The following is a 13,303-nucleotide window of genomic DNA, read 5'->3' as shown; positions in this document are numbered from 1 at the left end:
ATAAATTGGCGGTTTGAATTTTTGTCATTTTTCATTGAATACTTTGTATTATCGTGAATTTTAGCAAGTTCCTGTAAATCGGTAACCGTCATGACCCGAAGAGAAAATCCAAGCTCTGTTTCCATTTGGGTCTAATGCCATATCTTCCTGTGTATAGTGGATAAAACCCATCCGTCTATAAACTTCTGAGAGTGCTGATGTTGCAATTGATAATTTTAATTTTCCATGGCAGCCTATTTTATAGGACATATTAACGGCTTCCTCCATTAATAAATAAGCACAATTTTTTAGCCCTGGGTGCATGATAAGGTAAGTGACTTCAGGATAATAACGTAAATCAGGATCATAGCGGTATAACATGACTTCTTCATAACATCTAATTATCATCATTCCTATAGGTACATTTTGAATATAACAAATAAAATAAACAAAGTTTTTATCATCTCCATTTTGAACTCTATCATTAATTTCATCTTGAACATGAATTAATAGATTAAGTGTTATACTGCATTTTAAATCCCAGAAGTCGTCTGCTGTTTTTCCTCTTTTATTTTCTATTTCATTGATGTGATAGGTTATATCATCAGAATCTTCAATGAGATTTAATATTTGATCAAGCCAGCCATCTTTTCCGATCGAATAGTAAAGCTTATTAACGGCCATTACCATTTCTTGCAAATTCACTTTTTTAACTATTGATGGTACATATCCGTTAATCAATTTAGGGTTGCAATGATTAATATTTATATTCAATATATCATTTGGAGGCAAAGAGTGAAAAGATCTTGAACGAGATAAAGTTCTTGATGAGGTTCTGCGTATATAAGCATTCAAGGAGTTTGTTCTTTTTAACATAATAGAAATCTCCACGAAATTATTTATACTTCAATTAAATAGGTATAAATAAGATATTGAGCTACGGTAGGTTTTTATCAAATGGTTATTTATGACGATAGCCTATCATAAGAATAAATTTTATATAGAATAAATAAAACACGTTTATTTTGTCACGATCTTGGGGGTTAATAGTTAAGGTTTATTTAATTAAATATTTATTAAGTAAAAATTAATTTTTTATTTCCAATTTTCTGGGGTGAGTGGGCACAGTTAACAAAGCTGCAGCTTGAAAGACGAACGGTATAATTATTTTTTATATATAAATGTAATTCATTCTTTGTTATGAAAAATAAAGAGCACATATCATGGTTATATGCTCTTTGGATATCCCTGATAACTTACGCGTTATCAGGGAAAACACAGAGTGTTAGATATCAATATTTGCCGCTTTCAGCGCATTCTCTTCAATAAATGCACGACGAGGTTCAACTGCATCACCCATCAGGGTAGTAAACAATTGATCAGTCGCAATCGCATCCTTAACCGTCACACGCATCATGCGACGTGTTTCTGGATTCATGGTCGTTTCCCACAACTGATCAGGGTTCATTTCGCCCAGACCTTTATAACGTTGGACGGAAAGACCACGGCGTGACTCTTTGGTCAGCCACTCCAGAGACTGCTCAAAGCTGTTTATCGACTGACGACGTTCACCACGTTCAATGTATGCATCTTCTTCAATCAGATCCCTAATCAAGTCACCTAGTTTGGTGATACGGCGATATTCGCCACCGTGGATAAAATCGAAATCCAGATTGTAGTTGGTATCAACACCATGTGTACGAATACACAGAATTGGCTCGAAAATCTGGCGCTCACGGTTCTCATGGATTTGATAACTGTAAGTACTGCCATGCTGCTCTCTGTCATTCAGACGAATAGCCAGCATGTTTGCCCACTCTTCCACTTTTGCCTGATCGTTCAGGGCATCTTCGGTCAGTTTCGGATGGTAAATCAGGTTGTTCAGCAGAGCCAGCGGGTACAGGCGTTCCATGCGACGGATGAGTTTCTGGGTAGAATTGAACTCAGTCACCAGATTTTCCAATGCTTCACCTTTCAGTGCTGGAGCATGTTGGTTGGTATACAGCGCTGCACCATCCAGTGCGATGGACATTTGGTACTCTTCCATTGCATCGTCATCTTTGATGTATTGCTCTTGCTTGCCTTTCTTCACTTTATACAGGGGTGGCTGGGCGATGTAGACATAGCCACGCTCGATGATTTCCGGCATCTGGCGATAGAAGAATGTCAGCAACAGGGTACGGATGTGAGAACCATCAACGTCGGCGTCGGTCATGATGATAATGCTGTGGTAGCGCAGCTTGTCTGGATTGTATTCATCGCGGCCAATACCGCAGCCCAGCGCGGTGATCAGGGTTGCGACTTCCTGTGAAGACAGCATTTTGTCAAAGCGCGCTTTCTCAACGTTCAGGATCTTACCTTTCAGTGGCAGGATCGCCTGATTTTTACGGTTGCGCCCCTGTTTTGCTGAACCACCCGCAGAATCACCCTCCACCAAGTAGAGTTCGGACAGGGCTGGGTCACGCTCCTGACAGTCAGCCAGTTTGCCCGGCAATCCTGCCAGATCCAGCGCCCCTTTACGGCGGGTCATTTCACGGGCTTTACGCGCTGCTTCACGGGCACGGGCCGCATCAATGATTTTGCCAACAACCGTTTTGGCATCGTTCGGGTTTTCCAGCAGATATTCCACCAGCTTCTCATTCATCAGAGTTTCGACTGCGGTCTTCACTTCGGAAGAAACCAACTTGTCTTTAGTCTGGGAAGAGAATTTAGGATCAGGCACTTTAACGGAAATAACCGCAATCAAACCTTCACGGGCATCATCACCTGTGGCGCTGACTTTGGTTTTTTTGTTGTAACCCTCTTTATCCATATAGCTATTGAGGGTACGAGTCATCGCGGTACGGAAACCAACTAAATGGGCTCCTCCATCGCGCTGAGGAATGTTGTTGGTAAAGCAATAAATGTTTTCCTGAAAACCATCATTCCATTGCATGGAAATTTCAACGCCAATACCGTCTTTTTCGGTGGAGAAATAGAAGACATTGGGGTGAATTGGGTTTTTATTGCGGCTCAGGAACTCAACAAATGCCTTGATTCCCCCTTTATAGTGGAAGAGATCTTCTGCATTAGTGCGTTTATCAACTAAACGAATGGAAACACCGGAGTTCAGGAATGATAATTCACGCAGGCGCTTCGCCAGAATATCGTATTCGAATTCAGTGTTGAGCTTGAACGTATCCATGCTTGGCCAGAAACGGACAGTGGTTCCTGTCTGCTCGGTATCACCGACGACTTTCAGCGGAGACTGTGGAACCCCATGATGGTAAGTCTGTTCGTGGACTTTCCCGTCACGGCGGATAGTCAGTTCCAGTTTCTCCGATAAGGCGTTAACAACAGAAACCCCTACGCCATGCAGACCGCCGGAAACTTTATAGGAGTTATCATCGAATTTACCCCCCGCATGCAGCACGGTCATGATAACTTCCGCTGCTGAAACACCTTCTTCTTCGTGTATGCCGGTAGGAATACCGCGGCCATCATCTTGCACAGAAACCGAGTTATCTGCATGGATGGTGACAACTATCTTGTCACAATGACCTGCGAGGCCTTCGTCGATAGCGTTGTCAACAACCTCGAAGACCATGTGGTGCAGGCCGGTACCATCATCAGTATCACCGATATACATGCCTGGACGTTTACGGACGGCATCCAGCCCTTTTAATACCTTGATACTTGAGGAGTCATATGTATTCGACATCAACGTTTCTCGCTCATCTTAATCCTGTGGTTGAACCTCTATTTTGCCATGTTCTACGCGAAACATCCTGCTATTTACATCAATCATGTCTGTAACTTGCCCAGGTGTGATTGCACTGACAAACACTTGGGCTTGCGTAGATTTTAGACGCTCGGCTAATAGCTGACGACGGCCGGCATCCAGTTCTGAGGCAAAATCATCAAGCAGATACAGGCACTTTTGCCCGCTCTGTCGGGTGAAATATTCACCCTGTGCTAACCTCAACGCGCACATCAGTAATTTCAACTGACCACGGGAAAGCATATCTTCTACCGATGTGCCGTCCGCCCTGATCCGCAGATCGGCTTTATGGGGGCCGGAAGCCGTGTAGGTTAGCGTTTTGTCGCGCTCAAACTGCCGCGCGAGCAGTTCTGCATATTCACTCTCTTTGTCCCAGCCTTGTTGGAAGCTGATACTGAGGGTGAATTCAGGTAAAAATTGTTTGCAGGTTTTTTCGATATCTTCAGAAATTCCTGCAATGTATTCAGCTCGCCATTGACTGATTTCAGTCGCCAGCGGGGCAAGTTCGCGATCCCAATGTTGGATCTGGTTATAACGGGTGACCTGTCGCAATGCCGCATTCCGTTGTTTGAGCAGCCTTTTCAGATTGGCCCAAGCGGTAAAAAAACGCGGCTCATTGTGAAAACAGCCCCAATCAATAAAGGCCCGACGGTATTTCGGGCCACCGTTTAGCAAGGTGAAGCCTTCTGGTGTGATAAGTTGCATGGGCAGCATTTTCGCCAACTCAGCAATTTTATGCCCGTCACTGCCATCGATCCTGACTCTGCTATCGCCTTGACGGTTTTTGCTCAGCCCGATCGACAAGGAACGTTCATGGAATTGCTGATCAAGTCGCCCATGAAGAATGAATTCCTCGCAATCATGGCGGATCACCCTGCCTGCCTGAATGCTGCGAAAAGCACGGCCATGACCCAATGTATAAATGGCTTCCAGTATACTTGTTTTGCCGCTACCGTTTGGCCCAACCAGAAAATTAAAACCAGTTGCCAGCGGCAAGTCAGCATCCGCGATATTACGAAAATCGCGGATCAGCAAACGCGAGAGAATCATATGGTTGAGTTAATGTTGTTACAGGCGCATTGGCATCACGACATAAGTCGCGGCCTGACTGGCTGAATTCTCAATTTTCACACTGGATGTTGCATCCGTCAGCAGGAGACTCACCTGCTCGCATTTCAAGGCGTTTAGAACATCCAATACGTAGCTGACATTGAAGCCAATTTCCATTTCGGTGCCTTGGTAAATGACATCGACGATCTCTTCCGCTTCTTCCTGCTCTGGGTTATTTGCCGTAATTCTGAGTTGGTTTTCGCTTAAATAGATGCGAACACCACGGAATTTTTCGTTGGATAAAATTGCCGCCCGTGAAAATGCCTGTTTAAGCACGTCACAATTGGCTTCCAGTGTTTTATCGGGATTTTTTGGCAGTACGCGGCGGTAATCAGGAAAACGACCATCAACTAACTTTGATGTGAAGATAAAGTCCCCGACGTGGGCACGAATGTTATTGCTGCCAATCTGCAATTGTAGAGGATTTTCACCGCCATCCAGCAGGCGCATCAATTCAATGACCCCTTTACGAGGTACGATCACTGAATGGGATGGCAGATTTTGTCCGATATTCATGGAGCAGACTGCTAAACGATGGCCGTCTGTTGCAATGGTACGCAGTTCTTCCCCTTCGGTTTCAAACAACATGCCATTCAAGTAATAGCGGACATCCTGATGCGCCATGGAAAATTGAGTAGATTCAATCAGACGTTTCAGTGTGGCTTGTGGCAGAGAAAATTCGACTTCGCTCTGCCAATCATCAAGATTGGGGAAATCTGAAGCGGGCAGGGTGGAGAGTGAAAAACGGCTGCGCCCAGAACGGACGAGAATGCGATCGCCATCCAGTTCCACGCTGATTTCTGCTCCGTCAGGCAACCCGCGCCAGATATCAAAGAATTTACGCGCGGGAACAGTAGTTGCACCGTCTTCATGTGGCTGGGTAAGCGTAACCCGAGCCTTCATTTCCGTTTCTAAATCGGTGCCTGTCAGTAGCAGGGAACCTTCTGTTACCTGCAATAATAAGTTGCCTAAAATGGGCAGAGTAGGACGGCCACCCAAGGGGCTGCTAACCTGCTGCAAAGGTTTTAATAATTGCTCACGTTCAATGATAAATTTCATAGCGCTAGGAAGATAGTGTTCTGATTAAGTTAGAAAAATCTTCTTTGATGTCATGACTCTCTTCACGAAGCTGTTCGATTTTTCGACAAGCGTGAAGTACGGTTGTATGGTCACGCCCACCAAAGGCATCCCCGATTTCAGGCAAGCTGTGATTTGTCAGCTCTTTTGCCAGCGCCATTGCCATTTGTCTCGGACGGGCAACGGAGCGTGAACGACGCTTGGAAAGCAGATCCGCAACCTTGATTTTGTAATATTCAGCCACGGTTTTCTGAATATTATCAATGGTTACCAGCTTTTCCTGTAGAGCCAATAAGTCACGTAATGCTTCGCGTACAAAATCAATAGTAATCGCCCGACCTGTAAAATTGGCATTGGCGATGACTCGATTCAAAGCGCCTTCGAGCTCACGAACATTGGAACGCAGGCGTTTGGCAATAAAGAAAGCCACTTCGCCCGGTAACTGGATTTGGTTCTCGTCAGCTTTCTTCATCAGAATGGCAACGCGAGTTTCCAGTTCCGGTGGTTCGATAGCAACGGTTAATCCCCAACCAAAACGGGATTTTAACCGATCCTCGACGCCATTGATCTCTTTTGGATAGCGATCTGATGTCAGAATAATCTGTTGATTACCTTCCAACAGGGCATTGAACGTGTGAAAGAATTCTTCTTGGGATCGCTCTTTATTTGCAAAAAACTGAATATCATCGATCAGTAGGGCATCTACTGAGCGATAATAACGTTTAAACTCTTCTATTGCATTGTTTTGCAATGCTTTTACCATGTCCTGTACGAAACGTTCAGAGTGCATGTACACCACTTTTGCATTGGCTTTGCGTGCCATGATGCTATTGCCAACAGCATGCAAAAGGTGGGTTTTACCCAATCCTGTTCCACCATAGAGGAATAGGGGATTGTATGCGCCCCCTGGATTATCAGCAACTTGTCTGGCGGCAGCTCTGGCGAGCTGGTTGGATTTACCTTCAACAAAGTTATCGAATGTATGCTTGGGATTGACATTGGAACGATAGGATAACTCTGGCTGGGCCTTTGCGTTGTCCCAGCTTGGGCGTACAGAGAAACTGGACGGTGCAGCAGCCACTGGCTTATCGGTAATGATTCTCTTAGATGCAGACTGGTTTGGTGAAACAGGCTTATTTCCTACTTCAAAGCGTAGCAACGGTACTTCAGGACCACAGAAATCATTTAATAACAAATTGATATTATTAATATATTTTTCTCTTACCCAATCCAACACAAAACGGTTGGGGGCATAGAGAGCCAAAGTGTTATCACTCAGTTCTGCCTGAAGGGGTCGTATCCACATACTGAATTCTGTGGCAGGTAACTCATCCTGCAATCGGGCAAGACATTGCTGCCAAAGCGAAAGTGACACGGCGAACTCCCCTAAAACGAGACCAATAAAAGAAACCGGAATAATAGATACGTTATGTTGGGCACAAGGCATAACTCCCCGGTGGTGAGGAAGATAGCATGTACCTTGTGGCGATTTTTAATATCATCGCTCCCCCAACGATCCGCATAATCCGCATATAGAGAGATCGGGATCGTGACCAATGATCATAACGCAAAAGACGACATAGATCCTCATTCTTTTACACAGCTTTGACGCTTTTTATCCACAGGGAGATCACCACGCTTTGGCACTTGCAGAATATAAAGGCCTGTAAGAGATACTGTAGTGTAATCATGGCATATAGCAAACTTCATTTAGTTATCGTTTAAAATTCAACGTGAAAACAACACCATGATCACTAATTCAGTGGCAACGATCTGTGTATGATCCTTGCGCTTTATTGCACAGTCCGTATAATCTTGCACCCTGCGTGTGATGCCAACGATTTTTTCCGGCCATGTCTGGTGAGGATTTGGGGTAAGCACCTCGGGTAGCAAAAAGTCTGGTCATGTCTGGTGAATATCTGATTGAGGTAAAAAATCAGACAAGAAAACGATCAGGCTCGCGTCATCTTGGATTGACTAAGGGTAGTACATTTTATTACAATCCCGCCTCTTTCTATATATTGATGTTGCGATTGAGGCATCGGTGTCTACTTATTTCTCACTGGTCGCCAACGCATTTGCTGAATCAGTAACAAATTTTAAGCTAGGTAGAAATCGCTATGAAACGCACTTTTCAACCATCTGTACTGAAGCGTAACCGTACTCACGGTTTCCGCTCTCGTATGGCCACTAAAAATGGTCGTCAGGTTCTGGCTCGCCGTCGTGCGAAAGGCCGTGCTCGTCTGACCGTTTCTAAGTAATAAAGCTAACCATACTCGTGGTTAAGCTCGCTTTTCCGAGGGAGTTACGTTTGTTAACTCCCGAGCATTTCACTTATGTTTTCCAGCAGCCGCAACGGGCAAGCTCCGCAGAGATAACTATCCTTGGGCGCTTGAATGAGCTGGGGCATCCCCGCATCGGTCTAACCGTCGCCAAAAAAAATGTTAAACGCGCCCATGAGCGTAATCGTATCAAGCGACTGGCTCGTGAAAGTTTTCGTTTAAATCAGCATAAATTGCCTTCAATGGATTTTGTGATTTTGGTGAGGAAAGGGGTCTCTGAGCTTGATAACCGTGAGCTAACGGAAGCTTTGGGCAAGTTATGGCGTCGTCATTGTCGCTTGGCTCGCGGCTCCTGATTGCTTTGATCAGAGGCTACCAGCTAGTGATTAGTCCACTGCTGGGGCCTCGTTGTCGTTTCAATCCTACCTGTTCTCATTATGGCATTGAGGCATTGCGCAGGTTTGGAATGATAAAAGGCAGTTGGTTAACAGTGAAACGCGTATTAAAATGCCACCCCTTACACAAAGGTGGTGACGATCCCGTCCCACCTAAAAACGACGATAACAGAGAACATTAACGATGGATTCGCAACGCAATCTTCTTCTCATCGCTTTGCTGTTTGTTTCGTTCTTGGTCTGGCAAGCGTGGGAGAATGATAAGAACCCACAACCAACGGCACAGATCACGCAGCAAACAAATACGCTGAGTAACGAAGCAAGCAGTGGGCAAGGTAAACTGATCACCGTGAAAACGGATGTGCTTTCGCTGCACATCAATATTCGTGGCGGTGATGTCGAGGAGGCTGATCTGCTGGCCTATCCTGATACCCTCGGTTCCCAAACGCCGTTCAAACTGCTGGAAACAACCCCTGAGTTCACTTATCACGCTCAAAGTGGATTAACTGGCATTAATGGCCCGGATAACCAAGCGGAACGTCCACTTTATCACACCACTCAGAATAGCTTCGTTTTGGCTGATGGTCAGGATGAATTGCGAATTCCGATGACTTACACTGCGCCAGATGGCGTTGTTTATGTCAAAACTTTCATTTTAAAACGCGGTGCTTATGCTGTTTCTGTTGATTACAGCATCGATAACGTGACCAACAAGCCGTTGCAAATGGCGTTCTTTGGTCAGTTGAAGCAGAGTGTTGAATTGCCGAAACATCGTGATACCGGCAGCAGCAACTTTGCCTTGCATACCTACCGTGGTGCTGCATATTCATCAGCAGATACAAAATACGAAAAATACAAATTCGATGATATTACTGACGACAAAGTGCTTTCTGTGACCACCCAAGGTGGCTGGATAGCGATGCTTCAGCAATATTTTGCTACTGCCTGGGTTCCGGGAGCGGATAAAACTAGCACATTCTATACCATTGACTCTAAAAGTCAGAAGATGGCGATTATCGGGTATAAGGGAGAAACCGTTAATATCGCACCAAACAGCAAGCAGAATATCTCTTCGACTTTGTGGGTTGGCCCTGAAATTCAGGACAAAATGGCGGCGGTTGCACCACATCTGGATTTGACCGTAGATTACGGCTGGTTGTGGTTTATCTCCCAACCGCTGTTCAAGCTGCTGAAATTCCTGCATGAATACATCGGTAACTGGGGCTTCTCCATCATTGCGATCACCTTTATCGTGCGTGGTATCATGTATCCGCTGACCAAGGCGCAATACACTTCAATGGCGAAAATGCGTCTGTTGCAGCCTAAAATCACGGCGATGCGTGAGCGTTTCGGTGATGACCGTCAGCGCATGAGCCAGGAAATGATGGCGTTGTACAAAACAGAGAAAGTGAACCCGCTGGGTGGTTGTTTGCCTCTGGTGATTCAGATGCCAATCTTCCTTGCTCTATACTACATGCTGATGGGTTCTGTTGAGCTGCGCCATGCGCCATTTATTGGCTGGATTAAGGACTTGTCTGCACAAGACCCTTACTACATCCTGCCATTGCTGATGGGTGTGACCATGTTTGTTATCCAGAAATTGTCACCAACTACTGTAACTGACCCAATGCAGCAGAAGATCATGACCTACATGCCAGTCATGTTCACCGTCTTCTTCCTGTGGTTTCCATCTGGTCTGGTGCTGTACTATATCGTCAGTAACTTGGTTACCATCATCCAGCAGCAGGTTATTTTTCGCAGTCTGGAAAAACGTGGTTTGCATACCCGCGAAAAAAAGTAGATCTTTTTAAAATCTAAGTCTGTTAAAAATAAGTGGAAGGCGGTCATTGGCCGCCTTTGTTATTTCGGTTTATATACCCAACAGATTTCAAGTTGCAGCAGCTTGAAAAATACCGGGTATAGATCAAAAGAGAGAATTTCATGAATACCACCGATACAATAGTCGCTCAGGCCACTCCTCCGGGACGAGGCGGTGTAGGCATCCTGCGTATTTCTGGCCGCAAGGCGGCGGAAGTGGCTGAGGTGGTATTGGGGAAACTCCCGAAGCCCCGTTATGCCGATTACCTGCCCTTCTGTGATGCAGATGGTTCTGTACTTGATCAAGGCATCGCACTTTACTTCCCTGGCCCTAACTCTTTTACGGGGGAAGATGTGCTGGAGCTTCAAGGGCATGGCGGGCCAGTTATTCTCGATTTGCTGTTAAAGCGTATTCTGACGATTTCTGGTGTGCGCATTGCCAATCCGGGCGAATTTTCTGAACGTGCTTTCCTGAATGATAAACTCGATTTGGCACAGGCTGAGGCCATTGCGGATCTGATCGACGCCAGTTCTGAACAGGCAGCGCGTTCCGCGATGAATTCCCTGCAAGGCACATTTTCCAACCAAGTCCATCAAATGGTGGAAGCGCTCACTAACTTGCGCATCTACGTTGAAGCAGCGATTGATTTTCCCGACGAAGAAATTGACTTTCTTTCCGATGGCAAGATAGAAACCAAGTTGGATGAAGTGATCGCTGAACTGGGTCACGTCCGCTTACAGGCACGTCAGGGCAGCTTATTGCGTGAAGGCATGAAAGTGGTGATTGCAGGGCGTCCGAATGCGGGTAAATCCAGTCTGCTCAATGCGCTGGCGGGTCGTGAAGCGGCGATTGTCACCGATATCGCGGGTACAACGCGCGATGTTTTGCGTGAACATATTCATATCGATGGTATGCCGCTGCATGTGATTGATACGGCCGGATTGCGTGAAGCGAGTGATGAAGTGGAGCGTATCGGTATCGAGCGCGCATGGCAGGAAATCGAACAGGCGGATCGGGTGCTGTTTATGGTGGACAGTACGACAACCGATGCCGTTGAGCCTGCGCAAATCTGGCCTGAATTTATGACTAAATTGCCTGCATCCCTGCCTATTACCGTTATTCGCAATAAAACGGATATGACCGGGGAAGAAACCGGCGTATCAGAAGTCAGTGGTCACGTATTAATCCGCCTCTCTGCCCGTGAAGGGAAAGGTATTGATTTGCTGCGCGATCACCTAAAAGAGGCGATGGGTTTCAACAGCAATACCGAAGGTGGTTTTCTTGCCCGTCGTCGTCACTTACAGGCATTGAATACGGCGGCAGAACATTTGCAGGAAGGTCATCAACAGTTGGTCTTCGCCCGTTCAGGGGAATTACTGGCAGAGGAACTGCGTTTGGCACAGCAGGCATTGAGCGAAATCACGGGTGAATTTTCCTCTGATGATTTACTCGGCCGGATTTTTTCGAGTTTTTGCATTGGGAAGTAATTTCTTATCCTCTGGTATCAACAGTTATTCGAGAATGACTCCCAACAGAGATGATCAGCTACCAAACAGTGGCTGATAACTCATGGTCTGACGCTTTATTTTGCATCCTCTTGAAGAATTTAATTTGGTTGTCAACGTTCACGCTGGCGTAGTGAGCTTCTCGCGATACAAGTCAATGAGATAACCGGATACCAACTCCATGCATCAACAATACTCCGATGGTTGCCACATGCGGATATCGTTTGGCGCTATTCCGGTAAGTGTGATCTGAAGGAAGCTGCAAGACCATTCCTACTTGATAGTGGCTTACTGGATGAAATTCGTCCATTTCAATATAGCGTATGTGACAAAGACTATAATTAAAGATTAAATCACTAGCGAACCCTATTAATGTTGGAATAATATAACTTTCTCTACTTTAATGTTAATTCTTATTTGATATTAATTATTATTTGATGTTGATTCTTATTTGTAAAAAATAAATTGATATTTTTTTATGATCTTTGTCTTGTTGTGTTCAACTATTATTTTCTGATTTTTTTGTGATGAAGCTGTATTTCATTGAATTTAAATAATTTTAATTTTGTGTGGTGAGTTTTTTTTCTTATTTATATTTTCCATAATTTACTAGTGAATTTTATTTAATGTTTTTTATTGATTACTGTTTATTTAGGTAATGTTTCCATGCTTATTTCTTATTAAAAATAAACAATTTAATCAGATTTTTTTGTTTGGAAGGGATTGTTTAAACAGCTTTACTTATCCTTTTTTGAAGTATTAAAAAAATAATTGCAAGTGTAATTATTTTTATTATTACGATGGGTTTTTATTCATTGACACAAAGAAATAAGTTGTGAGAGTTTATTATTCTCCTTGGGAGTTGGTTGTTAAATATTTTATTGCGAATGGGTACTATATGAATAAATATATCTCTGCTGTATGTGAGGAACTTTCCTCTATTCTTTTTATCGAAGAAAGTGATATTAAGGCAAAGTCTTCATTAATTAATGAGTTGAATGCTGATTCTTTAGATGTCATTGATCTGTCATTTAATCTAAGTAAAAAGTTAAAAATAACGATGCCGACAAAAAGTGTTTTTGCTCATGCCCATGAAATTCTCTCTGAAAACGTATTATCGAGGTTATTGAACGGGGACGCCCTCACGCAAGAAGGTAAGGGGTTACTGATTCATAGCTGTTATAATTATACTGAAGACCAGTTAGGTTCTATTAATACATTGGGAGATGTGTTTGGTGAAACTAATGTACATAATTGGGCTTCATTATGCCAGACAGTTTGTGAATCTAATGGAAAAAGCGCTGATGAAGTTATTATTGGTGAAATAGAATGGTATTGTTCAGATATTCTGGCTAAATAACAATGCACATCCTGGA

The 13,303-nt window shown here is 44.3% G+C and carries 11 protein-coding genes and 1 pseudogene; 7 read left to right on the top strand and 5 right to left on the bottom strand.

Going from position 1 to position 13,303, the window contains the following annotated elements:
* Positions 1-60 precede the first annotated feature (60 nt).
* The 5 genes from H8A87_RS05075 to dnaA form a co-directional block, all read right to left on the bottom strand.
* Positions 61-855, bottom strand: a complete 795-nt coding sequence (locus H8A87_RS05075) for a hypothetical protein (RefSeq protein WP_198688905.1) — start codon at positions 853-855, stop codon at positions 61-63.
* A 409-nt stretch (positions 856-1,264) separates the two neighbouring features.
* Positions 1,265-3,679 carry a DNA topoisomerase (ATP-hydrolyzing) subunit B gene (gene gyrB / locus H8A87_RS05070; protein WP_198688904.1) on the bottom strand — a complete coding sequence of 805 codons (2,415 nt, stop codon included), beginning with the start codon at positions 3,677-3,679 and terminating at the stop codon, positions 1,265-1,267.
* A gap of 18 nt (positions 3,680-3,697) precedes the next feature.
* Positions 3,698-4,789, bottom strand: coding sequence for a DNA replication/repair protein RecF (recF, locus tag H8A87_RS05065; RefSeq protein WP_198688903.1), 1,092 nt, complete (start codon positions 4,787-4,789; stop codon positions 3,698-3,700).
* Positions 4,790-4,807: 18 nt separating this feature from the next.
* Positions 4,808-5,908, bottom strand: a complete 1,101-nt coding sequence (dnaN, locus tag H8A87_RS05060; protein WP_198688902.1) for a DNA polymerase III subunit beta — start codon at positions 5,906-5,908, stop codon at positions 4,808-4,810.
* A 4-nt stretch (positions 5,909-5,912) separates the two neighbouring features.
* Positions 5,913-7,301 carry a chromosomal replication initiator protein DnaA gene (dnaA, locus tag H8A87_RS05055; RefSeq protein WP_198688901.1) on the bottom strand — a complete coding sequence of 463 codons (1,389 nt, stop codon included), beginning with the start codon at positions 7,299-7,301 and terminating at the stop codon, positions 5,913-5,915.
* Positions 7,302-8,046: 745 nt separating this feature from the next.
* On the opposite strand from dnaA, the gene rpmH reads away from it, so the two are divergent.
* The 7 genes and pseudogenes from rpmH (at position 8,047) to H8A87_RS05020 (ending at position 13,287) form a co-directional block, all read left to right on the top strand.
* Positions 8,047-8,187, top strand: a complete 141-nt coding sequence (rpmH, locus tag H8A87_RS05050) for a 50S ribosomal protein L34 (protein WP_015836465.1) — start codon at positions 8,047-8,049, stop codon at positions 8,185-8,187.
* Between the two features lie 17 nt (positions 8,188-8,204).
* Positions 8,205-8,564 (top strand): ribonuclease P protein component, encoded by a 360-nt coding sequence (gene rnpA / locus H8A87_RS05045; protein ID WP_198688900.1) that lies wholly within the window; start codon positions 8,205-8,207, stop codon positions 8,562-8,564.
* Positions 8,528-8,785 (top strand): membrane protein insertion efficiency factor YidD, encoded by a 258-nt coding sequence (gene yidD / locus H8A87_RS05040; RefSeq protein ID WP_198688899.1) that lies wholly within the window; start codon positions 8,528-8,530, stop codon positions 8,783-8,785. The genes rnpA and yidD overlap by 37 nt, the downstream gene beginning before the upstream one ends.
* A gap of 2 nt (positions 8,786-8,787) precedes the next feature.
* Positions 8,788-10,404 (top strand): membrane protein insertase YidC, encoded by a 1,617-nt coding sequence (gene yidC / locus H8A87_RS05035; RefSeq protein WP_198688898.1) that lies wholly within the window; start codon positions 8,788-8,790, stop codon positions 10,402-10,404.
* 140 nt (positions 10,405-10,544) lie between these two features.
* A complete protein-coding gene (mnmE, locus tag H8A87_RS05030) occupies positions 10,545-11,909 on the top strand; it encodes a tRNA uridine-5-carboxymethylaminomethyl(34) synthesis GTPase MnmE (RefSeq protein ID WP_198688897.1) in 1,365 nt (454 codons plus the stop codon).
* A gap of 123 nt (positions 11,910-12,032) precedes the next feature.
* Positions 12,033-12,158: pseudogene (locus H8A87_RS19775) on the top strand (IS630 family transposase); the annotation flags it as partial.
* Positions 12,159-12,825: 667 nt separating this feature from the next.
* Positions 12,826-13,287 (top strand): acyl carrier protein, encoded by a 462-nt coding sequence (locus tag H8A87_RS05020; RefSeq protein ID WP_198688895.1) that lies wholly within the window; start codon positions 12,826-12,828, stop codon positions 13,285-13,287.
* Positions 13,288-13,303: the final 16 nt, after the last annotated feature.

This window comes from Xenorhabdus lircayensis (genome assembly GCF_016306625.1).
Lineage (GTDB): Bacteria > Pseudomonadota > Gammaproteobacteria > Enterobacterales > Enterobacteriaceae > Xenorhabdus > Xenorhabdus lircayensis.
The sequence above is the reverse complement of the archived record's forward strand: the minus strand, read 5'-3'. Positions and strand labels throughout refer to the sequence as shown.

What these genes read in the sequence shown, in the direction of transcription:
- H8A87_RS05075 (WP_198688905.1), bottom strand. Translation starts at nt 855, where the DNA reads ATGTTAAAAAGAACAAACTCCTTGAATGCTTATATACGCAGAACCTCA.
- gyrB (WP_198688904.1), bottom strand. Translation starts at nt 3,679, where the DNA reads ATGTCGAATACATATGACTCCTCAAGTATCAAGGTATTAAAAGGGCTG.
- recF (WP_198688903.1), bottom strand. Translation starts at nt 4,789, where the DNA reads ATGATTCTCTCGCGTTTGCTGATCCGCGATTTTCGTAATATCGCGGAT.
- dnaN (WP_198688902.1), bottom strand. Translation starts at nt 5,908, where the DNA reads ATGAAATTTATCATTGAACGTGAGCAATTATTAAAACCTTTGCAGCAG.
- rpmH (WP_015836465.1), top strand. Translation starts at nt 8,047, where the DNA reads ATGAAACGCACTTTTCAACCATCTGTACTGAAGCGTAACCGTACTCAC.
- yidD (WP_198688899.1), top strand. Translation starts at nt 8,528, where the DNA reads ATGGCGTCGTCATTGTCGCTTGGCTCGCGGCTCCTGATTGCTTTGATC.
- yidC (WP_198688898.1), top strand. Translation starts at nt 8,788, where the DNA reads ATGGATTCGCAACGCAATCTTCTTCTCATCGCTTTGCTGTTTGTTTCG.
- mnmE (WP_198688897.1), top strand. Translation starts at nt 10,545, where the DNA reads ATGAATACCACCGATACAATAGTCGCTCAGGCCACTCCTCCGGGACGA.
- H8A87_RS05020 (WP_198688895.1), top strand. Translation starts at nt 12,826, where the DNA reads ATGAATAAATATATCTCTGCTGTATGTGAGGAACTTTCCTCTATTCTT.